Origin of the sequence: Pelotomaculum sp. FP, from assembly GCF_004369245.1 — a bacterium.
GTDB lineage: Bacteria > Bacillota > Desulfotomaculia > Desulfotomaculales > Pelotomaculaceae > Pelotomaculum_C > Pelotomaculum_C schinkii.
In genome coordinates, this window is the sequence record NZ_QFGB01000021.1 from 26,750 (window position 1) to 49,561 (window position 22,812).

Genomic DNA, 22,812 nt, shown 5'->3' on the forward strand with positions numbered 1-22,812 from the left:
CCCCCCTGTTGTAAAAACTTTTGATTTATAAAAAAGCGAGGGTTTTCCCTCGTTTCAGCCGTAAAATATCAACCTGCCGGGAGCCTGTATAGTTAACCTTCAATTTCCACGTTAATTTCTTTCTTTGCGGCCTCATCCTGCTTGGGCAGGGTAATTTCCAGCACACCATCCTGGTAGCGAGCTTTAATCTCACCTTGTTTTACCGGTACATCCACAGAGAAGGAGCGGCTGAAAGAACCATAGCTGCGTTCAACCCTGAGATAGTTTTCGCCCTCTTCTTTTTCTTCCCTGTTACGCTCTCCTTTAATGGAGAGCATGTTGTCGGTGAAGTTTACTTTAATATCTTCTCTGTTGAAGCCGGGCAGCTCCGCGGTAACCAATAGAGCCTCAGGGGTATCCTTGATATCAACGGGGAAGGCCCCTCCTCCCTGGGCCAAAGCCGTCTCAGGCGCCCTCAGGAAGCGTAAGTTATCGTCAAAAAGCCTGTTAATGGAATGCTGCAGAGTGTTCAGTTCACGGAAAGGATCCCATCTTACAATAGCCATAAAGAGCACCTCCTGTGATATTCTGGCGGGGGTTGCGATCCCGCAAGTCAAACCTTACCGGACACACTCAATAGGCTCCCGGCAGTATATTTAAATGTGTCCGATAATCCTCCGGGGGATTATCCCGAAAAGTTGATTTTGACTTTCTTTGACCTTATTATAAGTCACGTTATTTCCGGTGTCAATATTTGCATTGGGTAATCTTATGAAAATTTACCCGGATAAAAAAAAATATATGCATTGCCTTACTCCCGCCCGGTTTGCCTGCACTACCGAATCGGAAAAAGGTGTGGTATAATGCAAGCAAAAAAGGAAGGCGTGATCGGAAGTTGCCTGTAATTATAGGATCGATCCTTCTGCTGGGTTTTTTTATCGGCGTGGTCACTGTCCTTTATTTCCAGAACAGGCCTCCCCGTCGCAGAAAACCATAAATATAATACCGGCCTCTATCAGGTCGATGTATATTTGCCCTTGGGACCTTACACGAGGTCTTTTTTTATACCCCGGGCCACCATAAAAATGGAAATATTCGTGTTGAGACAAGCATAGACTTACAGCAAAAAGGAAAGGAGGGAAAGTTATGAAAATCTTTAATGCTATCGTTGCGGGGTTAATAGCCGGTCTGCTTCTTTACCTGTTGGTCTCCCTGGCAGCTATCAAGGCCACTTGGCCGGTATTCCTGGCCGGCTGGGCGATATGCGCTTTTCTCTTTTACAACAATGCTGCGTCGGTGCAAAAAATCTGGTCCAGAGCCTGCCTGTTATTGGCTGTGGAATGTCTGGCCATACCTGCGGCATCCTGGATCCTGCCGGTTTTTTACGGTCCCCAGGCGGTTCAAACCGCAAAGCAGGGGGCTCAATCGGCCGGACAGGCCGTTGGCTCGTTAATCGGCGGCGGCGTGGTCAGCGTACTGGCAAGTTACGCCGGCCTGGCAATTGGTTTTGTACTGCTTGCCACCGCCTATTTTTCTCTGAAACCTGCCAGGAGAAGGCGCTAATGCTCTAATCAAGGCCGGGGTTTTTGCACAACCATGCCGGGAGGCAGCGCCAAACCATTTTCCATATTGCCCCATAGACCAAATATGCATTACAATGGTATAAAGAGATATAAAGGGGGTATGCACGTTGTTTGTTAAAAATTACATGACCAGGATGCCTGTCACAATCAGCAAGAAAATGACTGTCTTTGACGCTCTGGCTATTATGAAGAAGCATAAAATCAGACAACTGCCGGTAGTCTCAGGAGAAAAACTGGAAGGTCTGGTTACCGAAAAAGACCTTCTGACAGTGTCCCCGTCACCCGCCACCTCCCTTAGTATCTTTGAGCTGAACGAACTCCTGGCTAAAATGACCGTGGCCGAGATTATGGTGAAGGCTCCTATCACTGTTCAACCAAACACTACCCTTGAAGAGGCTGCGCTCTTGATGCGGGAGCACAAGATTGGCAGCGTTCCCGTCTTGGAAAAAGACAAACTGGTGGGGATTATTACCGTAACTGATATCTTTGACGCTCTGATCAGATTTTTCGGTTACGGCAAGGCTGGCACCCGCCTGTTGCTGGAAGCGCAGGACCGGGTTGGCTTGCTGGCCGATATTACCCAGGTGGTTAAGGATTTTGGAGTGCTTATAAAGGCGTCAATCGTCGTATATAAAGACAATGAGAACGTTGAAATAATGCTGCGCCTGGGGACAATTGACCCGGGGCCGCTGGTGGCCGCACTGCAGGAAAAAGGCTATAAGGTAACCTTTGAAGGTTAACAACAAAACGCAAAGAATTGCAGGTTAAATTATCAATTGCCTGCAATTCTGCTTTTCATGCAAATTAATTTTGCAGCTCCAAGAGAACCCTTGCTCAGCGCTGACAGCAGGCGGCTTTATTCATTAATTCCCTTCTGTAAAGCTTGCCTGTGCCGCTCTTCGGCAGGCTTTCCCGGTACTCGATGAAGCCTTTAAGACCGTAATTCTTCAGCTTGCACTGGAAAGCGAGTTCCAGCCTTACCGGATTGAAAACACCCGACCGGGGTACTATGAAGGCATACACCTCACCACACACGTCAGGTCCAGGGACCACCGCGACCTCCAGCACTTCAGGGCTGTTGAGCAAAAAATCCTCCAGTTCACGGTAAGTATAGTTAACCCCACAAGCACAGTCATTCTGATCCATGCTATCCCTCCTAAGAAGTCAGCCCTTTTATCCATTATATTCTGAATATTTACAAAAAATCCTCCTATTGAATTAATTTTTATTAAATTTTTTTGAAATTTTAACTATTTGAATTAATTCCCCCAATTTTAGCCAAACTAGCCCTGACAACAAAGGGGGTTAATTATCAATGCAGTTGACGGAAGGCGAACTCCTCCACATTGGTGAACAGCTGAGGGCTGAGGCCGTTGCTATCGCCAAAAGCGACGCCTGGGCACAGCAGTCCGGCGACCCGGGGCTGCGGCAATTATATAAAGATATCGCCAACAGGCACCGTACTCACTACGAGAAGATACTTCAAAGCGTACAAAATCTGATTCCTCAGTCCCAATTATAAAGGAGGAAGTGTCGATATTGGACGAGAAAGAACGTCTTTCAGATGCCCTGATAACCCAGAAATACATCACCGGAGGCTATAACCTGGCCATAATGGAATCAGCCGATAACCGGCTTAGAGAAACCTTTATGGGCATACTCAAAGATGAGCACCAAATCCACTTTGAAATATTCAATGAAATGAAAAACAGGGGCTGGTACCAGCCTGCCCGGGCCGGTATAAACCAGGTCAGCCAGCATATGAACAGCTGGAATCAGGAACTCCGGAAGATACAGCGAACCGGAGCAAAGCCGGCTGGCATACAGCAGCATACCCAGTCAAATATCCCGCTTTATACGTACCAAACCGGATTGGGGCTGCCGCAGACGGCTGGAACATCCCAACAGCAGGTCTTTTACCGTCCTCCCCAGGGTCCGCTAACCTGATGACAGCTGTCTTTTTTTGCTTGATATTCCCAAAGGCAATATACCATAACGCAATATACCACCGCTCACTAAATCGCCATTTTCTCCGCCCCCTTTTCACAGGGGGTTTACCTTTCTTTTTCCAAATAGTTCAACCATTTAACTGCCGATAATGCATTTGAACTTCCTATTATGATTACTGAAACCAAAATTATTACATACAGAATCATAATCGTGTACTATAAAGAGAACCTATAAGCTCTCTCATTACAGACTTACAGCTGACCTTAGAACACAATGGAGCAGCGGCTTGCATGGCCGGCCGTTAAGAGGAGTGAAAAAAGAGTGACTGAAAAGAAAAGCGGAAGTGTAGATACCCTGCTCATTGAAAAAAGGATTATCTCCCCGCCACAGAGCTTTATAGAGAATGCCCGCATTAACAGCCGCAAGCAATATGAAGAAATGTGGCGAAGGTCTATAGAAAAGCCGGATGAATTTTGGGGCGAAATGGCTGAGGAGCATATTGACTGGTTCAAAAAGTGGGAGGCTGTTGAAGAGTACAGCTTCCAGGATGACGTATTTGTACGCTACTACCGGGGGGCCAAACTGAATGCCTCTTATAATTGCCTGGACCGCCACCTGAGGTCATGGCGGAGAAACAAGGCGGCCCTGATCTGGCAGGGCGAGCCACTGGAGGAGAGCAGGACTTTTACTTACCTGCAGCTCTACCGTGAGGTCTGCAAATTTGCCAACGTGCTAAAAGGTCTTGGCGTAAAAAAAGGCGACCGCGTGTCTGTCTATATGCCGATGATCCCTGAACTGGCCATCGCAATACTTTCCTGTGCCAGGATCGGGGCCATCCACAGCGTGGTATTCGGGGGGTTCAGCGCCGAAGCGTTGCGGGACCGGCTCCTTGATTCCAAGGCCAATGTACTGGTTACCGCCAACTACGGTATGCGCGCCGGTAAGTTGATCCCCAGTAAAACTAACGTGGACCTGGCCCTTGCAGGCTGTCCTGACGTAAAGAACTGTATCGTGGTAAAAAGAGTTGAAAAAGATTGCAACATGGTCGAAGGGCGGGACCAATATTGGGATGATTTGATGAGCGCGGCTTCCCCTTTCTGTGAAGCAGAGGTTATGGATGCCGAAGATCCCCTCTTTATCCTTTATACCAGCGGCAGCACGGGAAAACCCAAAGGGGTGCTGCACACTACAGGTGGTTATATGGTCTATGCCGCAACAACGTTCAAATACGTCTTTGACTACCGTGATGAGGACGTTTACTGGTGCACGGCCGATATCGGGTGGGTTACCGGGCACAGCTACATAGTCTACGGCCCGCTGGCGGCAGGAGCAACTTCCCTGATGTTTGAAGGGGTGCCGCACTATCCTGAACCGGACAGGTACTGGGAAGTCGTAGAGAAATATCGGGTCAGTATATTATATACAGCTCCCACCGCTCTGCGCTCCATGATTAAATCCGGAGACCACTGGCCGCTGGGACGTGACCTGAGCAGCCTGCGCCTTCTAGGCTCAGTGGGTGAGCCCATAAATCCCGAGGCCTGGATGTGGTACCATTATGTCATAGGCCGTGAAAAAGCGCCTATTGTCGACACATGGTGGCAGACTGAAACCGGGGGAATATTAATCACACCCCTGCCCGGATGCATCTCCACCAAACCAGGTTCCGCAACCCTGCCGTTTTTTGGAGTCAACCCGAAAGTTATCCGCCAGGACGGCAGCGAGGCTGGGGTAAACGAGGGCGGCTACCTGGTCATCACCAAGCCCTGGCCGGGAATTATGCGCGGGGTCTACGGCGATCCGGAGAGGTTTAAAAATACTTACTTTGTCCAGTATCCCGGCGTTTATTTCACAGGCGACGGGGCCCGGCGGGACGAGGACGGCTACATCTGGCTGATGGGCCGTGTGGACGACGTAATCAACGTTTCAGGGCACCGGTTGAGTACCGCTGAGGTAGAAAGCGCACTGGCAGCGCACCCCAAGGTAGCGGAAGCGGCGGTAGTAGGTTATCCTCATGACATCAAGGGTGAGGGCATCTACGCCTATATAACTCTTAAAGACTCTGTAGAACTAACAGAAGAGCTCAGGTACGAACTTACCCTGCATGTTCGTCAAGAAATCGGTCCCATCGCGTCACCTGACGTAATTCATTTTACCAGCGCCATGCCCAAGACCAGGAGCGGCAAGATCTTAAGGAGAATTCTGAGGAAAATCGCCTCCGGCGACATTGATCAACTTGGTGACACCACTACCCTGGCAGATCGCGCCGTAATCAATGACCTTTTGAATACGGTAAACTGATCGTGAATCAGGCGAGCCTGTTAATAACATGAAAATACACACAAGCAGCCTGACCACTTAAATAGCGCATCGTGCGTGAGTTGCCAACCTGAAAATCTACCAACAAAAAGTCAACCCCGCGTAGGGCATTATCACCACGTCCGGGTTATCTGTTTTCACCCGCCCCAAGGCCCCCTCCACGGCCTCCTGCAAGGACCTGTAAGGCCGGCAATGCAGCATCTCCGCCACCTGGCCCGGCAGACCGGACACCAGGTGAACGCGGCACTTCTGAGTTACTCTGGCAGCCGCTGCCGCCTTATGCCCGCCCAGGACAAAGCCGCGGGAAAAACGCTCCAGGGTCTCAGCCTCGCTCCGCCCCGCCTCCACCCAGACACGGAAGACATGGTTGCCGTAGCCTTCCCGGCAGCGGGCAGCCAGAGCCACCGTGCCGCCTGGCTTAACCACTGCGGCGGCATTTTGCAGAGCCTTAATAGCCTGGTAAAGGTTCTGGTCCTTGGGCACGCCTCCCGCTGAGGCGACTACTATATCGGCAGGCGGGCCCGGATCGGCATAATAAACCCGGCCCGCAAGCAGGCAGCCGGCCCGGTGCGCCTGTACCGGGTGACCGGCAAAAGCCTTGAGCAGACGGCCATGGTGGTCGACCACAACATTGAAGACAAATTCCAGACCGGCTAAAGCCGCGGCCTCTTCAAGGTCGGCCCTGACCGTGTTTTGGCCGGGGTCCCGTGAAATATGCCCTACTACGCTGAGAGCATGGTTTTTTTCAATAGTAACCCGGGAGGCGGTTCCTGGCACGAGCGCCTTCGCTCCTCCAGAGAAAGAAGCCATCCAGTGGGGTTCTATGTTGCCGGTGGCAACCTTCATATCAGCCTTTGCCACCCGGTGAAATACCTGCACAGGAGTCCCCCGCGAGGTCCTTCCCACTTCCACACAATCCTGCGGCTCTTGCGAACTGTTCAAACACTCCAGAGTGTTATAGATTTCCGCCCCCACTATCTCCCTCACCTCAGCGCCGGCAGCAGGCCGGTGGGCGCCGGTGGCAACCACCACGGCTATGTCATCTGTGCTGATACCGCCCCTGACTATTTCCTCAACCAGGTAAGGCAAAAAAATTTGGGTTGGGGCCAGGCGGGTGTGATCACTGACAATAATAACAGCATTTTTTTTGGGGCCGGCAAGTTCAGACAGGCCGATACTGCCTATAGGTTCATTGAGTGCCCGTTTAATTTCTCTTATGGGGTTTTCCGCCGGTTCAACCCGGTTAGGAGTAAGTAAACGGGCTTTACAGTTGGGCGGCAGGCTGACCTTCTCAAAAGTACTTCCGTAGGGCAACAAATAGCTGCTCAAAAAAGCTTACCTCCAGATAGATACTGTATGTCTAATAGCTAACCTAACTAATATTGAGAGTTATCTTAACATATCACTTTATACTATAATTCTCTGCCGGCACTTTGATTGAGTCATATTGAACTACCCGAGATGGAGTATACCCCTAATACTTACATTCAAAAATGCAAATATAAGGAAGCCGGCTATAACGGGTTTTATCATCCAGACTTAATGGGGTTGACTTTTTTAATTGTTGAGGATATTTTTGTTGGGGATATTTTGTTATAAAAAGGTGGGTATGAATTGAGGGAACCTTTAAAAATCGGCATCTGCCAGATGCCGGTAACAGAGGATAAGGATATCAACAACGCTAAAGCGCGTTCCATGATCAGGGAGGCGGCAAAACAGGGCAGCCGGCTTGTGATCCTGCCGGAAATGTTTAACTGCCCCTACAAAACATCGGCTTTCCCAATATTCGCCGAAGAGTACCCGAATGGCAAAACCACGGCCATGCTGTCAGAGACCGCCCAGCAGGAACAAGTTTACCTGGTCGGTGGCTCAATTCCCGAGTTGGAAGACGGCGTCATTTACAATACCAGCTTTATTTTTGGCCCCGGCGGCGAACTGTTGGGCAAGCACCAAAAGATCCATCTTTTCGATGCGGGCATTGAAGACGGCCCATGTTTCCAGGAATCAAAAGCACTCGGAGCCGGCAGCGAATCCACTGTTGTCGAAACCCCGCTGGGTACGATCGGCGTATGCGTCTGCTACGACATCCGCTTTCCGGAACTCAGCCGAATGATGGTTTTGAGGGGAGCCGAGATAATTATCATCCCGGCCGCCTTCAACATGACCACCGGGCCGGCGCACTGGGAACTACTGCTAAAAGCACGGGCGGTTGACAACCAGGCTTACGTTGTAGGCGCTGGGCAGGCCACAAATGAACAAGCTTGCTACATCTGCTATGGCCATTCAACGGTAGTCGACCCCTGGGGGCACATAACCGCGCGTGCCGGCGGTGAGGAAACCATTATCTATGCAGATATTGATTTTGACCTGGTGGCCAAAATAAGGAAAGAGCTGCCTTTACTAAAACACCGGCGACCGGACCTGTACCAGATAAAATAGCTCTTGAAGATACGAAAAGCCCCCTGCTTGTTCAACAGGGGGCTGTAACTATTTAAACCCCAATCACGCTTTTAACCTCGGGAATCTCCTGCTTGAGCACCCGCTCAATCCCCTGCTTGAGGGTGATTGTCGCGCCCGGTCAGCCACCGCAGGCTCCTTTCAGGCGTACCTTGACCAGGCCATTTGCATCTACATCAACAAGTTCGACATCACCGCCATCCCTTTGCAGGTAAGGGCGAACTTTGTTTAAGACTGCTTCAACCTTCTCCTTCATGGTTAAACCTCCTTTCCACATAGAGATATTATTATTGTCTAAACCTCTTTTTATGTAGCCTGTCTGCCAATAACCCTATTTTACCTGCTGAAATGATTTAATACAAGAAGAAAACCTTATATTCTCAACATTAAGCATAAGTATTTTTAATTATAAGCTGTCGAAAAAAATAAAACCCCTGCACTGGTAGAGCAAGGGTTTTTCTTCCTTATTAAACTCAAACGGGAGTTACTCGTTTTACTTCAGGAATTTCCTGCTTAAGCACCCGCTCAATGCCCTGCTTGAGGGTAATCTGTGCGCCAGGACAGCCGCCACAGGCGCCTTTCAAGCGCACCTTGACTTCCCCGTCGTCCGTAACATCAATAAGTTCAACGTCTCCGCCGTCTCTTTGCAAATAAGGACGCACCTTATTTAGAGCCTCCTGTACTTTTTCTTTCATATTCCCGCACCCCCTTTTGGTCTACCTTACAAGTCGGTAATTGAACCAGCCGGCCCTGTGACCTTTGTCCAAACCTCATTCTACAGGCTACCACAGTCTATGACAAGAAAATAAATATAGTCACTACTGCGGACAACTATAAGATAATTTTATAAGGCAGCAGGGGGACGGTTCTTTTGCTTCCTTTCCTTGTCTCTACCTGCCGCCGCGGCCGGCGTTCGCCAAGACGAAGACGTAGAATATCTTGCTTCGCTATGGTCGTTTTTCTGCCAGAAAGCAACGGGCGACATAAAGCTTGTTTCGTTCATCCTGTGTCATTGATAATATCATCCTCCCATTTTACCCAGAGAGGGGGTGACATTTTCTCAGAAATATTTCAGGGTGACATTATCACAGAACAAACACAACCACCTCACCAGGCCCATTGACTGGGGAACTGATTTCTGCTAAAATAGTCATTGCTTATATATGCCGATGTGGCGGAATTGGCAGACGCGGCGGTCTCAAAATCTACTGCGTGAAAAGCCCTTTTCGACCGGTCGGCGGTTCCCAAACCCGCGTGGTTGCTGGGTTCTTGATAACTGAATAGTCTTAGGGTTTTTAATATCCCTCCACCATATCCCTCCAAATTCCAAAGTCGGATTATGGAGAGGGAAATTGAAATAAATTTGCCGATGTGGCGGAATTGGCAGACGCACCGCACTCAAAATCTAGTGCGCGAAAAGCCCTTTTCGACCGGTCGGCGGCTCCCAAACCCGCGTGGTTGCCGGGTTCTTGACAATCGAATAGCCTCTATGGTTTTTAATATCCCTCCACCATATCCCTCCAAATTCCAAAGGCGGATGATGGAGAGGGAAATTGAAATAAACTTGCCGATGTGGCGGAATTGGCAGACGCGGCGGTCTCAAAAACCGTTGGATAACCTCCATGCCGGTTCGACTCCGGCCATCGGCACCAGAAATAATCGCTCTTGAACCGCGATACAAGCGGATTCGAGGGCTTTTTCTTTTCTCGCGGCACCTTCCTGTTTGCCGCCCGGCATATCGTCACATAAACCGTTTTAGCGCAAATTTGCAGTGCTCTTATCTCCCTATTTACCTGGCATTCCGCCGTTTTGGAGGGATGTCAGGAGGGATATACGCCGATGATGGCGTTGGCTGAAGCGACCTTGGAGCTGAAATCCAAATGCGTGTAGATGTTCGACGTTGTTGATATGTCGCTGTGCCCTAGCCATTCCTGGATCTCTTTCAGGCTGACCCCGTTGGCATACAACAAACTGGCGCAGCTATGGCGCAAGTCGTGAAAACGGATTTTTTTCAAGCCATGGTTTTTCAGCATGAGCGCGAAATTCTGAGTGATATAGCCCGGCTTGACCCGCTCTCCCAACTCGTTCACGTAAATGTAGCCCAGATACTCCCGGCAATAGTCTTTTCCGCATACTTTTTGATTGCGCTCCTGCTCCGTCTTCATCTGCCGGAGAAGCTTTTCAAAGGGCTCTACCAGCGGCAGGGTGCGGCGGCTCGACTTGGTCTTGGCGCGGTCCTTTTCCACGATGATGGCTTTTCCGTCCACCCTTACCTCGGTTACGGTGTGCTTGATGGTCAGCGTCTTTTTTCCAAAGTCAATGGCGTCCCATTTCAGCCCGACGATCTCACTGCGGCGCAACCCGTAAAACGCGCCCAGGATAACGGCCAGCTCTATCGGCTTGTTTTTCACGACAGCGAACAGGGCTTCCAATTCGTTGGCATCGTAAATACTACCTACGAATTTTCCGATTTTGGGGCGCTCGATCCGGTCGGCGGGATTAAAGGCGATCAGGCCCACCTTGAACGCGTACTGCAAGGCCTTGCGAATGTTGGCGTGGCGATGGATTACCGTGCAGGCGCTTACGCCTTTCTCGTTCAGCTCGTACTGGTAATAATCCTGAATGTGCTTGGGCGTCACTTCCTTCAGCGTAAGCTTGAACTCCTTAAAATAAGGAATAATGCAGCTCTTGATGCACATAGCGTAAGAGGCGTAGGTGGTCATTTCCACATTGTGCTTGATCATCTCCAGCCATTCTAGCAGGAAGTCGGTAAACAGTATCCGCACCTCGCCGGAGATCGGGTTTATCTTGTCGGCCGGATTGTCCCGGATCAGTTCAAGCTCCACGGCATAGGCCAAGGCTTCCTTGATGACCTCGTGATATTGGAGCAGGGCGGTGTTCAAGGCGTTTTTTTCTGTTCTCTCATACTGATAGTAGACTTCGATATCCCCCGGCTTTATTTTCGCCACCGTAACGGCGGTATCCTTAAAGTAAGGGATGATGAAGGTTTTGGCAGCATACGCGTAGAGTGCGTAAGTGTCGGCGTCCACTCTGTTGATAACCTCCTGCAGCCATTTGTTTAAGAAGACTGCAAACAACATGTTTTTGTCACTCATTGCCGTGTCGGGATTAAACTCTTGCCTGGTTTTCCAAAGCAGCGTTTCGGCGCGCTTTTTATTCCCCTTGACGGGAAGTCCCGTGCTGACGGACTTAGTTTTGCGCTTTCCGGTCCCGTCCTTATAGGTGAGGATTATGTGGAAATAGCCGTTTTTTTCTCGTAGATGTCCTGTTACCATGAATTCTTGCCTCCTTAAATCAGTAACAGCCTATATTCACCTACCATTGACGGGTTTAGTGTAACAGGCTCTAAAACGATTTACAAATGTGCGAACGATGTTTTACGCATCGGATTCCTGCACGACCGCCAGGTATTCAAAAATATGAAGCTTGGGGATTTTATACGTTCTGCCTATCTTAAAATGCTTGATCTGATTTTGCCGCAAAAGGCGGTATCCTGTTTTTGTGCTGATACCGCCAAGCATTTCACACATTTGCTCAACATTGACCACATCCGGGTAATCCCGAAAGACCAGCTTATAAGCTTCACTGTTTTTCAGCAAGGTATCAGCCCTTTTCTGCTCGGAAATACAATGCAGGCAGCAGGGGTGCACCCATGATGTTACGCATATCGCTCGTGCAAAAGGGCGACCCCTGACCTGCGGTTTTGTTTTGGTTCTATCGTTTTATGGGCTTATCGGACAGACGGCGGCTAACCGTTCTCATAGGAATTTCACCTTCCCCCATACTGGCGGGCCGTCCCCATTGCCTGCGACGCTTTTAACGCTCGGACTGTGGCTGGACGGAAGTATCATTGTACCGGCCTATGCGTCGTCGCCCTATAAGCTGCCATGCTTATTTTGCGGCTCTGGGTGGTTTTCGCTCGTTCCCTTGGGGAAGTCGTGGCGCACCCGCCGTCCGGCTCGGCATAGACCGAAAGTATCCGATTTGCCCTGCACTGCGCGTGGTTAGCGCGCTTTCTTTGTCAAAGAACAAGGGGCTGTTGTCAACCTGTAAAAGCTCACCGACAACCAATGGACTTTTATAGACCGGCAACAACACGAAAAACCCGCAATCGGGAAGGTGGAAAGGGGACACATTCCCGCGCGGGCAAGACTTATGCTACCTTGAATGTAAGGATTTTTGTAATGAGCTTGGTTTCCAGTCTGCGGCGCAATTCTTCATCCACACACAGGAAAGGGATGCCGTTCCGGTCATAACTTCTCCTGGTGGACAACACGGCTATATACCCTTCGTAGTGTTTCAGCACGGCATTGATTGCGTCGATGTTGCCGCCTGCCGCCGCCGCAATGACGGGAAAAGGCAGCGGATTTTTACGGCTCGGACTTGTTTTCACCATCGGCTTTTCCCTCCATATACTTTTTGATTTGTTGCAGTGAGCTTGTCCTATGACGGTAGATTGTGGTGCGCACAAGGTTCATCAGTTCCCCGATTTCCGCATCCGACATATCCAGGAAATAAGACAGCAGGATAATGTTGCGCTTTTTCTCGGGCAGAGCTTCCAACGCTTCACCTATCAATGCGTCCTTGACGTCGACATCGTAGCCCATTGCTTGGAACAAGTAATAATCAGTCGCATATTCATCCATAACATAAAGCTGTCTCAACTCCTTTTCCGACAGCTCGGAAAAGCTCACTTCGTACTGCAAGCTCCGTGCAAGTGCCTTGCGGTAATTGCTGGCTTCGCCTTTCAGGACTTTCCTGCAAAAGCTGTCAAACTGATGCCGGACAGTTTTTCCCTTGTTATTGGAAGAAGATCGCTCCAAAGAGTTCACCTCCTTCCTGTTCCGAATGGAGGAAGTAAAACTCGTCTCTTTTTCCCTTTCACTCTCTATCCCAACCGGCAAGGGCTGTTTGTTGCGTTTTTCAGATGATGCTTGGCTAAAAGGCACAAAAAAGCCCGACTGGAAAACATCCAATCGGGCAGAAAGACTTAGACCTTTTATTATGTAATGTGTGCATATACCTTGTTGGCCGTAAGAAGGCCATCTCAGATAAGGCTTTTTTTGAACAGTCAAATGGCGTTAGATAATGTCGGCAAAAATATAGCACGGCGGCATCCTCCTAACACCGCCATATCCTTAAAAAAGGGGAACTTAATACACCCTCCGCTATGCTATTTTTTAAAAAGGAAAACGGCGGCCTTGATTTTTATTTTAAAACCGCCGTTTGGCATTGAGAATTTTATACGTATGATTATTACCGCCGAAACAACGGTTTTTTATAGCTTTCAAGAAGTAAACCAGTGTAGTGCCGCAAAAAAAACCACTCCCAACAAAAATTCTTAGCAATAATTTCATCGCCGTTTCTCATTCATACTCCAGACTAGAAGATCCTTGATATCCCTGTTCTATTGATATGATAGCAACCCAATTCAATATATTACCGTGTCAGAATATAACGATTTTCTCTCCAACAGAACGCCGGAAGCGTTATAAACTTCAGCGGTAGCGCATACCCGATAGGTGCCGTGGACAACATAATAATTCTCTTCTACAACGGCAACGGAGGTCCCGGTCGATGACGCGGACCACGACTTGATTGTGCTCCAGCCGCTGCCGGTGTATTTTTGCAATTCGACGGTCAATATTGTTGTGTGCGAACTGTCATAAGCTGAAGCAAGCCCTATGCAGGTGGCTTTCCCTGACGAATTGATTGATAGGCCCGGACTTAACAACGAAATGTAGGTGAATTTAGGCGTTATCACTCCTTGTGCCCCTGCGTTTTCTGTCCCATCAGCCGCGTAAGCCGGAACGGGAGAGAGCACGGCCATTAGGACAAGAAGCCACATACAGATGAATTTTTTCATAAACAAAAACCTCCTTAAAATATCTTTCATTTATGAAAGACAACCAAAGGAGGCTTTCTGCAACATATTTTTCTATTTTTTGAAATATCTTTTTAGTTAATCTATATATTTCACTCCCTCGGCCATTTTAACCGCAGTATCCTTTTCCATCTGTCCCCGAATCATGAACATACGGTCATTCATGGCCCAGATCACTGTAACTAGAGAGTTTTTCACAATAAGCGATCCCTCATGCCCGTTGATGCTGACTGGTTCAAAGGCGGAGGCATCCTCCGTGTCCAACGCAGGCTTGTTGCCTTCGCTTAATTCTATATAAGTGATAAGCACCCCCTGCGGATTTTTAAATTCGATTCGTTTTAAAGGTTCGCTGTTGGAAATAGCACTGACTTCATATCCGTCCGGTATATAGGTCGGCACATAAGCTTTGTGCCAGTTAATGGCTGCACTGTTACCCTCCGAACCGCTGCTGCTGTCCTTCAGCTGAAAAGATGTATATTCCTGCTGAATATCCATTAAAAAATTCAGCACCCTGACTCTAACTGCCTGCACGGTCGCCACGCTGGCAAACAATATAACAATAACAGCCAGCATGGCAAGAGCAACTCTATTTAATGCCTTCAAAACGCGTTGCCTTTTGGCATAAGCCTTTGGCTTTTTTAAGTGAGCGTCCAATTGTTGGCTAAACCTTTTCAATCCCGAATCACACGGCATACAATCCAAGTCATTTTTGAGCTTTTCTTTTTCTTCCAGAAAAAGCTTGCCTTCTTTTTCCGCGGCATCGTGCATGACTAATTTGAACAGACTGTCTTCATATTCCTCATAAAGCCTTTTCCGAATTTGCTCCGGGCTGTTATCAGGCATGCTTATTCACCTCCATATCCATGAGCTTTTTGGCTTCTCTTCTGGCTCTTGTCAAGTATTGCCGGACACTGTCGGGAGCTATTCCGAAAATTTCCGCTATTTCAGCATCAGCCATTCCCAATATGTACTTAAAATACAACAGATCTTTCTGCTTCTCCGGAAGCCTCAATATGGCATTCCCCAGCGCCTCAATCTCTTCCTGATGGATGATCCTGTCTTCCATGGCGTCTTCAAGGCTGGGAACCTTTTCCGCCAGATCCATGTCTTCTCCATAATACGCATGCTTTTTCTGTACACTTTGGTGTTTTATAAAGTTTATTGCCACGCTCCTGGAAGTATAAACAACATAAGCGGCTGTTTTGTAACTGTCCAAAGTTCGAATTAAAGATATCTTTTCAATTAATTTTATGAAAGTATCGTTAATCAAATCTTCCGCATTGTCCGCATCATGTGTAATATTATAAACGGTCTTCCGCACCAGACCATAATAATCGTTATATAAACTCAGCATAAATGCCTTATCATCATCGTCTGCCATTGCGGCGATTATCATCATGATCACTCAAATCACATCCTCTGTTAATGATTATACAGGCATTTAGACGAGAATTGGCGGCAAAAAAATAAAGACATTTTGAAATACGCTAAAGTATTGCATGAAAATATTTTTAGCATCACTGTTGCAAAATTCTTTTTAGATTGTCTATTTATGGTAAGAAAAACTTTTAAAGGTAAATCCCAGTTGCATATTCCCGGTGGTAAGGCCTGCCCTTTAATAAATGCTGGTAGGTCTTTTTATTTCTAAAGGAGGCGAGAAGATTGAAGTCTGAGCCGAAACTAAGGGAACTGATCATTAAGGCAAAAAGCGGTGATGCCGAGGCCACAGCGCAATTGGTTTGCCGTCTTGCTCCTCTTGTGAGGAAACATAGCCGCCGATTGGGTTACGACGAAGCCCATTCGGATCTAACAGCATGGATCGTGGAAGCAATTCAGCGTTACCAGCCGAACACAATGTGGGGAAGAGATGAGTTGGAGAAATGTTTCTCCGCCAAACTGGATGAGAATGAGAAAAAATAAATAAAAAAATTTCCTATGATAGGGGGTTATTAAAATGACCTCCTATTTTCTCTTTACATAGTAGAGGGGAGAAATAGACAGGCCGAAAGGAGGCGGACAAGTGTGATTCCCGACACCTAGCGCCTATGACAATGATCTTGAGGAAGCCCGGATAATGGCTTGGTTTATGACCGGCCTGCGTCGCGAAGCCATCAGACTGGCAAAGAAACACAAGCGGTTGCGGGAACATGAACTACTTATCCTTAACGACCCAATCAGTCAGGATGCTGAAGATGAGGTGACGGAGATGATCGATACCATAGCTTCTAGCAATGATGTCTTTTTGGAAGTGGAGGATTCTGTATTTCTTCGGGAAGCACTCTCACTGCTGACACCCCAGCAGCAAAAAATCATTACGGCAACAGCCCTGGAAGAACGACCGGAGAACGAGGCGGCTATAAGATTTGGAATGTCACAACCGGCGGTGCATCAGATGAAAGAACGTGCGTTAAAAAAGCTAAGACGGCATTTTATTGAGGACAATTAAAGTCAAGATCCATATTATATCAACGGAGCCATTATTAACCTCAACTCGGCCATGATGTCTGCACTTGGGGCGTCAGGATCAATCTCTAATGTATATTGGAGATTTACTTAATGTGATTAGTAATGGTGGAGCCGCAGATAAATTCTGCGGCTTCTAAGTATTGAATAAAGAATAATGGCTATCTTCTAAAAATAATTAACTCAACCACAACCTGCTGAAGCAGGTTGGTTGGTAATGGCCGCTAAAGCGGCTTAAAAATCTCCTAGCGTAAAATTATCTGCTTTTTGGTTTTCTTCTATATCCTGGGTCTTTATATACTCCATAATTACTTCATCGGTGACATTTCCGCTGCTTGCTGCAAAATATCCTCTCGCCCACAAGTGTTGTCCCCAGAACTGTTTGTTTAGTTCCTTGTATTCCATCAGCAATTTCCTTGAGCTATACCCTTTTATATATTGCACAAGCTTGCTCACTGATAGATGCGGTGGCACTGATACCAATAAGTACACATGATCTTTTGATACGTGCCCCGCCAATATCTCAACCTCGTTATTTTTAGCTACGAGCCTAATGAGTTCCCTTGCCCTCTCTGCTATTTTTCCACCCAATACCGGTTTTCGATATTTTGTTATCCAGACCAAGTGGACCTTGATATCATACGTTACATGTGATGATTTTCTATAGTTTTGCATACTCTCACCTCTAGCTTAAGTATTCCTTTTGCTAGAAGTGATGATTCTATTCCGGGTTGACCTAAAGGTGTCGGCTGGAAGCCGAGGGATTTAACCCCATTATACAGACATTAATTCTTTAGGTTATAAAAGCGATCATCTACTTTTTCATTAATATAACTTTAACAAAAAATATCAAACGAAAATGGAGTGTAAATAACGGAATGCTTATAAATTTGAAAAAATTTTTAGTTTTATCTAGTGGTGTTATAGGTTGGTATTTTGGTGAAATAAATTCTCTATTATATGCACTTATTGCTTTTGTAACTATCGATTATGTTTCAGGTGTACTATTGGCTATTCTTGAAAAAAAATTATCAAGTGAAATTGGATTCAAAGGAATTTCCAAAAAAGTAATGCTATTTGTCTTAATCGGTTTAGGAAATATTATCGATCAATACATAATTGGATCGGGCAGCTCACTTAGGACAATGCTAATCATGTTTTACCTTTCTAATGAAGGTATTAGTATACTTGAAAATGCAACTAAGATAGGACTTCCGCTCCCGCAAAAACTCAAGGATATACTTTTGCAGCTTAGTAAAACCGATTAATAGTAAATGGAGGAAACAAAAAGAAAAATAAAAAAATTTTTTCCAATAGGGAGTTATTAAAAAGACCCCCTATTTTCTCTTTATATAGTAGAGGGGCAAAACAAGCTATCCTCTAGCCGGCCGGCCAAACAAAACATATAGAAAGGAGGTTTTACATTGGCTCAATATCAGTATTCTTTCTATGCATATCCGACTGATACAAAACCATCTGCTAGCTCTACGTTTTATGTGGATGATGGTGACGTGTCGGTAGTCATTTCAAATGCCCAAAGCGACGTATCGAACTGGACACTTGGATTAGTATTGTATAACCCGTATACTGGACATGCTACCGATCCTCATTCAGTGACTTCAAGTAACCCGTCTACCGTATTTACGGACATGATCGGTGCAAATTATCGACTACTTATGAGAAGTGTTTCTGAGTGGGTAAGAGGTACTGTCACCATCCAAACCAGTTAAATCGGCGTGGCATCCCAGAAAGCGGCCTGTTCACCTGTGGTGAACGGGCCGCTTCTGTGACTCCCCAAAACCACACTAAATCATTTATTATGTCTAACATACATCCAAGCATAATGACATTCCTTGTGGTCATCGGCTAATTCAAGTACTGCCGGAAACGTTAATCGAGAAATATTCAATTGAGTGGAACAGTAACCGCCAGTTGCGGTATATCTGGACAGTTACCTGTTACACCTTCTTCGTGGAGAATGAGTAAAACAGGTTCAATAACAATGGACTCTACGTTGTTTGATGGGGTTATGCAATGAATTGTAAAGTCCCAAATTTTTTCATTCCCGACCTCTTGAAAATGTTGGTGGTGAATGTCTGTGCTCTCCATGAATTGGTGATTTATGTCGAGAACATTAAAAAGCATTGGTACACCAAAAGAGTATTGAATATTAAAATCCGTTGGCACACCAAAAGAATTGTCAAGAGTCATAGTGCCTTTTGGTTTGCCATTTGCCTGTAACGTCTGGCGTAATTGCATCGAAATGTCGGTATATACCAGCCCTTTGCTTACCTTATTGGCGGTGAGCGTAATTCCATCGTAGGTAGCGCTTGAGTTCTCTGGAAATACAGTTTCAATAGCCTCATTTATCTCAGTACCAGAAACCGGAACAGATAACGTCCAGTTTCCTTCTACTGTACCAACCTGGTTAATAGTAATCGTCAACATAGCGTTCTGGGGTATCTGATCAGACGCCAGGAAATAATAAAGCTCACCGCGGTACATATTTGTCGATACCAATGAATCATCCGTCCCGGCGCTTTCAATTTTAAAACCAGAAAGCGGTGTACCATTCAGTTGAACACTATCAGGGATGTAAACGGGGGTAGTAATCTGTGGAGATTCTAAAGCCGGTTCGTACCCTTCCGGCACCTGAATGGCATAGATTATATCCAACCGCATGCCATCGTAATAGACTTTTGGTATAGAAACGGTAATTCCCTTGTCAGTTGCCGATGAATTAACATATGATGCATATTGATCGAGTTTTAAGTTATTAAACGAGTATAACTCACCAATAATCGGTACTTTTTGCAACATCTTAGCCATTACAGGTGAAACGAATCCTGAAACGCCAATCACCATAAGTACTAATATTGCGGCGACCCCATAAACGAGCGGCCGACGTTGCCAGGCCGCCTTTCCACGTGTGCGTCTGTGGCCCTGTTTTACTTGTTTCCATGTCATTTGAGATACATTTATACGGGCGGCATCTTCCATTAACGCCTTGCGGAATATGTCAGACATACTGAACCCCCCTCTTTGTCAACCCCGTTTTTTACTTCCTCATTTATCTCCCGGGCGAGAACACGTCGTGCACGATTCAGGCGATATTTGAGCTTTCCCAGTTTCCATCCGGCAACCTCGGCAGCCTCGGCCTCCGTATATCCAATAAAATGTACGAGGACAACGGCGGTTCTCTCGCCATATGAGAGATGCCTCATGGCCTCGTCAATGAGCATTCGGCGCTCAGCTTGCAAAATATCGTTGTTCTGGTTGGAAATACGAATCTCGTCAATGTCTATAACGGTTTTCCGTTTGCGCACTTTGTCCAATGCAGTATTTACCAAGATTCGGTAGAACCAGTTACGAAACGCCCGTACATCTTTCAGGTGTTGCCGGTGTACATAAAGTTTTATAAACGCATCCTGGGCGGCCTCCTCCGCATCGTGTTGATGCCTGAGAATCAGCCAGCAGGTTCGAACAGCCTGATCCCAGGCAAGCCGGAATAATTCCTCGTACGCTCGCTCATCTTTATGGCATACGCGCTGGATAATTTCCTCTGGTACATCCACTCGGTTCACTCCCTTTCTATAAGAATAGACGTTAGAAATGAAGAAATAGTAGGATGCAATTTAATTTTTTTTATTTGATTATTCCTTGTGTATGCAAATGACGAACTTGAACAATGAGTCAGGGAGCAAAAACAATGAACCTCCCCTGATTCACAAAATGAGCGGATTTCCCTTGGTACAACAATCAATTTCTTTCAGTGCTCTCTTTCTCTCGGTAGTTACCGGAGATAATACATGCAACTGCTCTTGCCGCCGTTTTCCCGCCACCTTTGCTCCTTGCGAATCTGGCCGCTTTTCACAAGGTCGGCAATCGCCCGCTTGACCGTACTGCGGGACAGCTTCAGCTTGGGTTACGACGAAGCCCATTCGGATCTAACAACATGGATCGTGGAAACAATTCACCGTTACCAGCCGAACACCATGTGGGAAGAGATGAATTGGAGAAATGTTTCTCAGCCAAGCTAAATGAGGATGAGAAAAAATAAATAAAAACTTTCTGAGATAGGGGGTTATTAAAATGACCCCCTATTTTCTCTTTATTTAGTAGAGGGCGAAATAGATAAATTTAACGGAGGTGGACCATGATGATTCCCTACACCTAGCACCTGCAACAATGACCTTGAGGAAGCCAGGATAATGGCTTGGTTTATAACCGGCCTGCGTCACGAAGCCATAAGACTGGCAAAGAAACACAAGCGGTTGCGGGAACATGAATTACTCATCCTCAACGACCTTATTAGTCAGGATGCAGAAGATGAGGTGACAGAGATGCTTGATACCATAGCTACTACCAATGATGTCCTTTTGGAAGTGGAAGATTCGGTATTTCTTCAGGAAGCGCTCTCGCTGCTGACGCCACAGCAACAAAAAGTCATTACGGCAACAGTCCTGGAAGGGCGACCGGAGAACGAGGCGGCTATAAGATTTGGGATGTCACAACCAGCGGTGCATCAGATGAAAGAGCGAGCGTTAAACAAGTTGAAAAAACATTTTGTCCTGGACAAGCCCACCGGCAAGTAGAGCCTTATCCAGGACAAGCAATCGTCCCGCACCCGAAGACAGGGAGTATGCTATTTTTATTTTACTCTTTCCTGGGATTTGGGTGCAACAAAAGATTAAATTTTTCAGGAGGGATTCGCATGGCTAATTCAGCGGATTGGGCATATAATGAGAGTACTGGTTACGGATATGTCTATGTTAACGGTGTTCTTGTAATAACTTTTAGGGTTGGCGCTGGGGGGTATTATACTGGCTATAGAGCGCAGTTAGCTGCTACCCGATTAAATGATGATGTTTTCTCTGATTCAGATAGGGACTTGGATTTCATTACTCCTGGATGGTCAGGAGATTATGTGGTATTGTCAGCTCAAGTTAGAAGAGGTGGTGGAACAACATATTTTTATGAGGATAATCATCCACCTATTAATGAGAATCTTTATAGTAGGTCAGTAAACCTTATTTGTACTGCAACAACGAATGATGCTACTTCATATGGCACAACTCAGGCAGCCTTAGCTCTTACTTGGGCGAGAAATATCCGTGCTGCTTTATCTAGCAGCGACTTAAATTGCCTTGGAACTCAGGTTAAATCTTCCAGACAACTTGTGTTTCCTACAGGGAACTATTCTGGAAATCGATCTGTAGCGGCAACTCACTATGGCGCGGGGGAATTAGTTATGAATCCCATGACTAGCAATGGGGAAATTTTCCATACATGTGATTTAACTATTGCAGCAGATCTAAATATTATACCAAGAAACAGATGGGTAAAAGTGACGTATGGTAGCAAAAGTATTATAGCTCGTTGTAATGATACTGCTCCTTCCGGCACAGTTGATTTATCTTATGGGGGAGTTAGTCAGGCATTAGGATATCCTGGTGGCGGTAATGTTACTATCTCAACTCCCTAAAGAGGGATAATAAATAACAAGCGCCACAAATATTTGTGGCGCTTGTTATTTATTATCCCTCTTCTAATTTTTTTTAGAGCTATAAATATACTCTTTCTTTGTGTAAAATGTCACCTTTGCCATTTGTATAAATATAATTATAAATTTCAACCCCTTCAGTATTTATATCGTGCGGAAGACGAGACATTTCTGTACGTAGAATAACCACAGTATCGTACCCTGCACTTTTTGGTTCTATCGTAACAAGTATATTATTTTCATCAGTTTTTATTGAATTAATGTTACTATATAAAGTAAGCATCATAACAGATTCAGAAACATCAAAATACGCGTTATCCTCCTTAGATTTAAATCTTTCCATACCTATTGCCTCACAAATTTTAGTCCCTTGACTATTTCCTGTTATAATAAAATAGTTTTGATCATACCAAGATTGCCAAAGATTTTTATCGATATCAGGTAACCATTGAAGCTTATTTTTTTGCCAAGTATCCGACCTTGCATATCTTGTAAAATTAACATATGAAGAATTAAGTTCATTTAATGAGTCGCTTTTTGCTGGTTCGGTACTGCTTGTTTTTATATTACTTGAACAACCAGAAGCGCCAATCAATATGGAAGCTGTAAAAAAGAATAGTAGAATAATGGATTTCCATTTACCTGACTTACTCATT

30 protein-coding genes, 1 tRNA gene and 1 pseudogene are annotated in these 22,812 nt (G+C 46.3%); 15 read left to right on the forward strand and 17 right to left on the reverse strand.

Annotated elements, in window-relative coordinates:
• Window positions 1-92: 92 nt before the first annotated feature.
• A complete protein-coding gene (locus Psfp_RS10055; RefSeq protein WP_134218410.1) occupies window positions 93-545 on the reverse strand; it encodes an Hsp20/alpha crystallin family protein in 453 nt (150 codons plus the stop codon).
• A gap of 580 nt (window positions 546-1,125) precedes the next feature.
• Here Psfp_RS10055 and Psfp_RS10060 point away from each other — a divergent pair.
• Both Psfp_RS10060 and Psfp_RS10065 read left to right on the forward strand, forming a co-directional pair.
• Window positions 1,126-1,542 carry a hypothetical protein gene (locus Psfp_RS10060; protein ID WP_134218411.1) on the forward strand — a complete coding sequence of 139 codons (417 nt, stop codon included), beginning with the start codon at window positions 1,126-1,128 and terminating at the stop codon, window positions 1,540-1,542.
• A 127-nt stretch (window positions 1,543-1,669) separates the two neighbouring features.
• Window positions 1,670-2,302, forward strand: coding sequence for a CBS and ACT domain-containing protein (locus tag Psfp_RS10065; RefSeq protein WP_134218412.1), 633 nt, complete (start codon window positions 1,670-1,672; stop codon window positions 2,300-2,302).
• A gap of 94 nt (window positions 2,303-2,396) precedes the next feature.
• Here the strand turns inward: Psfp_RS10065 and Psfp_RS10070 are convergent, their stop codons facing one another.
• Window positions 2,397-2,708 carry a hypothetical protein gene (locus Psfp_RS10070; protein WP_134218413.1) on the reverse strand — a complete coding sequence of 104 codons (312 nt, stop codon included), beginning with the start codon at window positions 2,706-2,708 and terminating at the stop codon, window positions 2,397-2,399.
• Between the two features lie 169 nt (window positions 2,709-2,877).
• On the opposite strand from Psfp_RS10070, the gene Psfp_RS10075 reads away from it, so the two are divergent.
• The 3 genes from Psfp_RS10075 (at window position 2,878) to acs (ending at window position 5,810) form a co-directional block, all read left to right on the forward strand.
• Window positions 2,878-3,084, forward strand: coding sequence for a spore coat protein (locus tag Psfp_RS10075; RefSeq protein ID WP_134218414.1), 207 nt, complete (start codon window positions 2,878-2,880; stop codon window positions 3,082-3,084).
• 17 nt (window positions 3,085-3,101) lie between these two features.
• Entirely contained in the window at window positions 3,102-3,509 is a 408-nt protein-coding gene (locus Psfp_RS10080) for a spore coat protein (RefSeq protein WP_192895361.1), read from the forward strand.
• A gap of 324 nt (window positions 3,510-3,833) precedes the next feature.
• On the forward strand, window positions 3,834-5,810 hold the full coding sequence (gene acs, locus Psfp_RS10085; RefSeq protein ID WP_134218416.1) for an acetate--CoA ligase: 1,977 nt from the start codon (window positions 3,834-3,836) through the stop codon (window positions 5,808-5,810).
• Between the two features lie 96 nt (window positions 5,811-5,906).
• On the opposite strand, the gene larA is transcribed toward acs, so the two are convergent.
• Window positions 5,907-7,157: a nickel-dependent lactate racemase gene (larA, locus tag Psfp_RS10090; protein WP_134218417.1), complete on the reverse strand. Its 1,251-nt coding sequence runs from the start codon at window positions 7,155-7,157 to the stop codon at window positions 5,907-5,909.
• A gap of 285 nt (window positions 7,158-7,442) precedes the next feature.
• Here larA and Psfp_RS10095 point away from each other — a divergent pair, with 285 nt between their 5' ends.
• On the forward strand, window positions 7,443-8,267 hold the full coding sequence (locus tag Psfp_RS10095; RefSeq protein WP_134218418.1) for a carbon-nitrogen hydrolase family protein: 825 nt from the start codon (window positions 7,443-7,445) through the stop codon (window positions 8,265-8,267).
• A 52-nt stretch (window positions 8,268-8,319) separates the two neighbouring features.
• On the opposite strand, the gene Psfp_RS10100 is transcribed toward Psfp_RS10095, so the two are convergent.
• Together Psfp_RS10100 and Psfp_RS10105 are read right to left on the reverse strand one after the other, a co-directional pair.
• Window positions 8,320-8,541 carry a NifU family protein gene (locus Psfp_RS10100; protein WP_153189516.1) on the reverse strand — a complete coding sequence of 74 codons (222 nt, stop codon included), beginning with the start codon at window positions 8,539-8,541 and terminating at the stop codon, window positions 8,320-8,322.
• Window positions 8,542-8,758: 217 nt separating this feature from the next.
• Window positions 8,759-8,980, reverse strand: coding sequence for a NifU family protein (locus tag Psfp_RS10105; RefSeq protein ID WP_134218419.1), 222 nt, complete (start codon window positions 8,978-8,980; stop codon window positions 8,759-8,761).
• Window positions 8,981-9,851: 871 nt separating this feature from the next.
• On the opposite strand from Psfp_RS10105, the gene Psfp_RS10110 reads away from it, so the two are divergent.
• Window positions 9,852-9,937: transfer RNA gene (locus tag Psfp_RS10110), tRNA-Leu, on the forward strand.
• A gap of 168 nt (window positions 9,938-10,105) precedes the next feature.
• Here the strand turns inward: Psfp_RS10110 and Psfp_RS10115 are convergent.
• From Psfp_RS10115 to Psfp_RS10130, 4 genes are all read right to left on the reverse strand, one after another.
• Window positions 10,106-11,581 (reverse strand): tyrosine-type recombinase/integrase, encoded by a 1,476-nt coding sequence (locus tag Psfp_RS10115; RefSeq protein ID WP_134218420.1) that lies wholly within the window; start codon window positions 11,579-11,581, stop codon window positions 10,106-10,108.
• Between the two features lie 102 nt (window positions 11,582-11,683).
• A complete protein-coding gene (locus tag Psfp_RS10120) occupies window positions 11,684-11,905 on the reverse strand; it encodes a helix-turn-helix domain-containing protein (RefSeq protein WP_348981132.1) in 222 nt (73 codons plus the stop codon).
• A 554-nt stretch (window positions 11,906-12,459) separates the two neighbouring features.
• Window positions 12,460-12,702 carry a helix-turn-helix domain-containing protein gene (locus tag Psfp_RS10125; RefSeq protein ID WP_134218421.1) on the reverse strand — a complete coding sequence of 81 codons (243 nt, stop codon included), beginning with the start codon at window positions 12,700-12,702 and terminating at the stop codon, window positions 12,460-12,462.
• Entirely contained in the window at window positions 12,677-13,129 is a 453-nt protein-coding gene (locus Psfp_RS10130; protein ID WP_134218422.1) for a sigma-70 family RNA polymerase sigma factor, read from the reverse strand. Before Psfp_RS10130 ends, Psfp_RS10125 begins: the two co-directional genes overlap by 26 nt.
• On the opposite strand from Psfp_RS10130, the gene Psfp_RS21300 reads away from it, so the two are divergent.
• Complete coding sequence (locus tag Psfp_RS21300; RefSeq protein WP_153189517.1) at window positions 13,110-13,316, forward strand: hypothetical protein; 207 nt, start codon at window positions 13,110-13,112, stop codon at window positions 13,314-13,316. The genes Psfp_RS10130 and Psfp_RS21300 overlap by 20 nt on opposite strands.
• A 53-nt stretch (window positions 13,317-13,369) precedes the next feature.
• The gene (locus Psfp_RS10135) at window positions 13,370-13,651 is read left to right on the forward strand and encodes a hypothetical protein (RefSeq protein WP_134218423.1); all 282 of its coding nucleotides are present in this window, start codon (window positions 13,370-13,372) and stop codon (window positions 13,649-13,651) included.
• 86 nt (window positions 13,652-13,737) lie between these two features.
• Here the strand turns inward: Psfp_RS10135 and Psfp_RS10140 are convergent, their stop codons facing one another.
• The 3 genes from Psfp_RS10140 to Psfp_RS10150 all read right to left on the reverse strand — a co-directional run bounded on the left by Psfp_RS10140 (window position 13,738) and on the right by Psfp_RS10150 (window position 15,589).
• The gene (locus Psfp_RS10140) at window positions 13,738-14,172 is read right to left on the reverse strand and encodes a hypothetical protein (protein WP_134218424.1); all 435 of its coding nucleotides are present in this window, start codon (window positions 14,170-14,172) and stop codon (window positions 13,738-13,740) included.
• Between the two features lie 96 nt (window positions 14,173-14,268).
• Complete coding sequence (locus tag Psfp_RS10145) at window positions 14,269-15,033, reverse strand: DUF4367 domain-containing protein (protein ID WP_134218425.1); 765 nt, start codon at window positions 15,031-15,033, stop codon at window positions 14,269-14,271.
• Window positions 15,026-15,589: a sigma-70 family RNA polymerase sigma factor gene (locus tag Psfp_RS10150; RefSeq protein WP_134218450.1), complete on the reverse strand. Its 564-nt coding sequence runs from the start codon at window positions 15,587-15,589 to the stop codon at window positions 15,026-15,028. The genes Psfp_RS10145 and Psfp_RS10150 overlap by 8 nt, the downstream gene beginning before the upstream one ends.
• A 263-nt stretch (window positions 15,590-15,852) precedes the next feature.
• Here Psfp_RS10150 and Psfp_RS10155 point away from each other — a divergent pair, with 263 nt between their 5' ends.
• Window positions 15,853-16,110, forward strand: coding sequence for a helix-turn-helix domain-containing protein (locus Psfp_RS10155; RefSeq protein WP_134218426.1), 258 nt, complete (start codon window positions 15,853-15,855; stop codon window positions 16,108-16,110).
• Between the two features lie 154 nt (window positions 16,111-16,264).
• On the forward strand, window positions 16,265-16,636 hold the full coding sequence (locus Psfp_RS10160) for a sigma-70 family RNA polymerase sigma factor (RefSeq protein ID WP_134218427.1): 372 nt from the start codon (window positions 16,265-16,267) through the stop codon (window positions 16,634-16,636).
• Between the two features lie 251 nt (window positions 16,637-16,887).
• On the opposite strand, the gene tnpA is transcribed toward Psfp_RS10160, so the two are convergent.
• Window positions 16,888-17,328: an IS200/IS605 family transposase gene (gene tnpA, locus Psfp_RS10165; protein ID WP_134218428.1), complete on the reverse strand. Its 441-nt coding sequence runs from the start codon at window positions 17,326-17,328 to the stop codon at window positions 16,888-16,890.
• A 203-nt stretch (window positions 17,329-17,531) separates the two neighbouring features.
• Between tnpA and Psfp_RS10170 the strand changes: the two genes are divergently transcribed.
• Window positions 17,532-17,921, forward strand: coding sequence for a phage holin family protein (locus Psfp_RS10170; RefSeq protein ID WP_134218429.1), 390 nt, complete (start codon window positions 17,532-17,534; stop codon window positions 17,919-17,921).
• Between the two features lie 156 nt (window positions 17,922-18,077).
• Window positions 18,078-18,383, forward strand: coding sequence for a hypothetical protein (locus tag Psfp_RS10175; protein ID WP_134218430.1), 306 nt, complete (start codon window positions 18,078-18,080; stop codon window positions 18,381-18,383).
• Window positions 18,384-18,558: 175 nt separating this feature from the next.
• On the opposite strand, the gene Psfp_RS10180 is transcribed toward Psfp_RS10175, so the two are convergent.
• The 3 genes and pseudogenes from Psfp_RS10180 to Psfp_RS22235 all read right to left on the reverse strand — a co-directional run.
• On the reverse strand, window positions 18,559-19,680 hold the full coding sequence (locus Psfp_RS10180; RefSeq protein WP_134218431.1) for a DUF4179 domain-containing protein: 1,122 nt from the start codon (window positions 19,678-19,680) through the stop codon (window positions 18,559-18,561).
• Window positions 19,653-20,228: an RNA polymerase sigma factor gene (locus Psfp_RS10185; RefSeq protein ID WP_134218432.1), complete on the reverse strand. Its 576-nt coding sequence runs from the start codon at window positions 20,226-20,228 to the stop codon at window positions 19,653-19,655. The genes Psfp_RS10180 and Psfp_RS10185 overlap by 28 nt, the downstream gene beginning before the upstream one ends.
• Window positions 20,229-20,446: 218 nt before the next feature.
• A pseudogene (locus Psfp_RS22235) lies at window positions 20,447-20,575 on the reverse strand (helix-turn-helix domain-containing protein); the annotation flags it as partial.
• A gap of 289 nt (window positions 20,576-20,864) precedes the next feature.
• Here Psfp_RS22235 and Psfp_RS10195 point away from each other — a divergent pair.
• Both Psfp_RS10195 and Psfp_RS10200 read left to right on the forward strand, forming a co-directional pair.
• Window positions 20,865-21,248, forward strand: a complete 384-nt coding sequence (locus Psfp_RS10195; RefSeq protein WP_134218433.1) for a sigma-70 family RNA polymerase sigma factor — start codon at window positions 20,865-20,867, stop codon at window positions 21,246-21,248.
• A 119-nt stretch (window positions 21,249-21,367) separates the two neighbouring features.
• Window positions 21,368-22,138, forward strand: coding sequence for a hypothetical protein (locus Psfp_RS10200; protein WP_134218434.1), 771 nt, complete (start codon window positions 21,368-21,370; stop codon window positions 22,136-22,138).
• A 79-nt stretch (window positions 22,139-22,217) separates the two neighbouring features.
• Here the strand turns inward: Psfp_RS10200 and Psfp_RS10205 are convergent, their stop codons facing one another.
• On the reverse strand, window positions 22,218-22,811 hold the full coding sequence (locus Psfp_RS10205; protein ID WP_134218435.1) for a hypothetical protein: 594 nt from the start codon (window positions 22,809-22,811) through the stop codon (window positions 22,218-22,220).
• Window position 22,812: the final 1 nt, after the last annotated feature.

Excerpts from the sequence above, each read along its gene's own strand:
- Psfp_RS10055 (WP_134218410.1), bottom strand. The coding sequence starts at position 545 with ATGGCTATTGTAAGATGGGATCCTTTCCGTGAACTGAACACTCTGCAG.
- Psfp_RS10060 (WP_134218411.1), top strand. The coding sequence starts at position 1,126 with ATGAAAATCTTTAATGCTATCGTTGCGGGGTTAATAGCCGGTCTGCTT.
- Psfp_RS10070 (WP_134218413.1), bottom strand. The coding sequence starts at position 2,708 with ATGGATCAGAATGACTGTGCTTGTGGGGTTAACTATACTTACCGTGAA.
- Psfp_RS10075 (WP_134218414.1), top strand. The coding sequence starts at position 2,878 with ATGCAGTTGACGGAAGGCGAACTCCTCCACATTGGTGAACAGCTGAGG.
- Psfp_RS10105 (WP_134218419.1), bottom strand. The coding sequence starts at position 8,980 with ATGAAAGAAAAAGTACAGGAGGCTCTAAATAAGGTGCGTCCTTATTTG.
- Psfp_RS10115 (WP_134218420.1), bottom strand. The coding sequence starts at position 11,581 with ATGGTAACAGGACATCTACGAGAAAAAAACGGCTATTTCCACATAATC.
- Psfp_RS10125 (WP_134218421.1), bottom strand. The coding sequence starts at position 12,702 with ATGGTGAAAACAAGTCCGAGCCGTAAAAATCCGCTGCCTTTTCCCGTC.
- Psfp_RS10140 (WP_134218424.1), bottom strand. The coding sequence starts at position 14,172 with ATGAAAAAATTCATCTGTATGTGGCTTCTTGTCCTAATGGCCGTGCTC.
- Psfp_RS10145 (WP_134218425.1), bottom strand. The coding sequence starts at position 15,033 with ATGCCTGATAACAGCCCGGAGCAAATTCGGAAAAGGCTTTATGAGGAA.
- Psfp_RS10150 (WP_134218450.1), bottom strand. The coding sequence starts at position 15,589 with ATGATGATAATCGCCGCAATGGCAGACGATGATGATAAGGCATTTATG.
- Psfp_RS10160 (WP_134218427.1), top strand. The coding sequence starts at position 16,265 with ATGGCTTGGTTTATGACCGGCCTGCGTCGCGAAGCCATCAGACTGGCA.
- tnpA (WP_134218428.1), bottom strand. The coding sequence starts at position 17,328 with ATGCAAAACTATAGAAAATCATCACATGTAACGTATGATATCAAGGTC.
- Psfp_RS10170 (WP_134218429.1), top strand. The coding sequence starts at position 17,532 with ATGCTTATAAATTTGAAAAAATTTTTAGTTTTATCTAGTGGTGTTATA.
- Psfp_RS10180 (WP_134218431.1), bottom strand. The coding sequence starts at position 19,680 with ATGTCTGACATATTCCGCAAGGCGTTAATGGAAGATGCCGCCCGTATA.
- Psfp_RS10195 (WP_134218433.1), top strand. The coding sequence starts at position 20,865 with ATGGCTTGGTTTATAACCGGCCTGCGTCACGAAGCCATAAGACTGGCA.
- Psfp_RS10200 (WP_134218434.1), top strand. The coding sequence starts at position 21,368 with ATGGCTAATTCAGCGGATTGGGCATATAATGAGAGTACTGGTTACGGA.
- Psfp_RS10205 (WP_134218435.1), bottom strand. The coding sequence starts at position 22,811 with ATGAGTAAGTCAGGTAAATGGAAATCCATTATTCTACTATTCTTTTTT.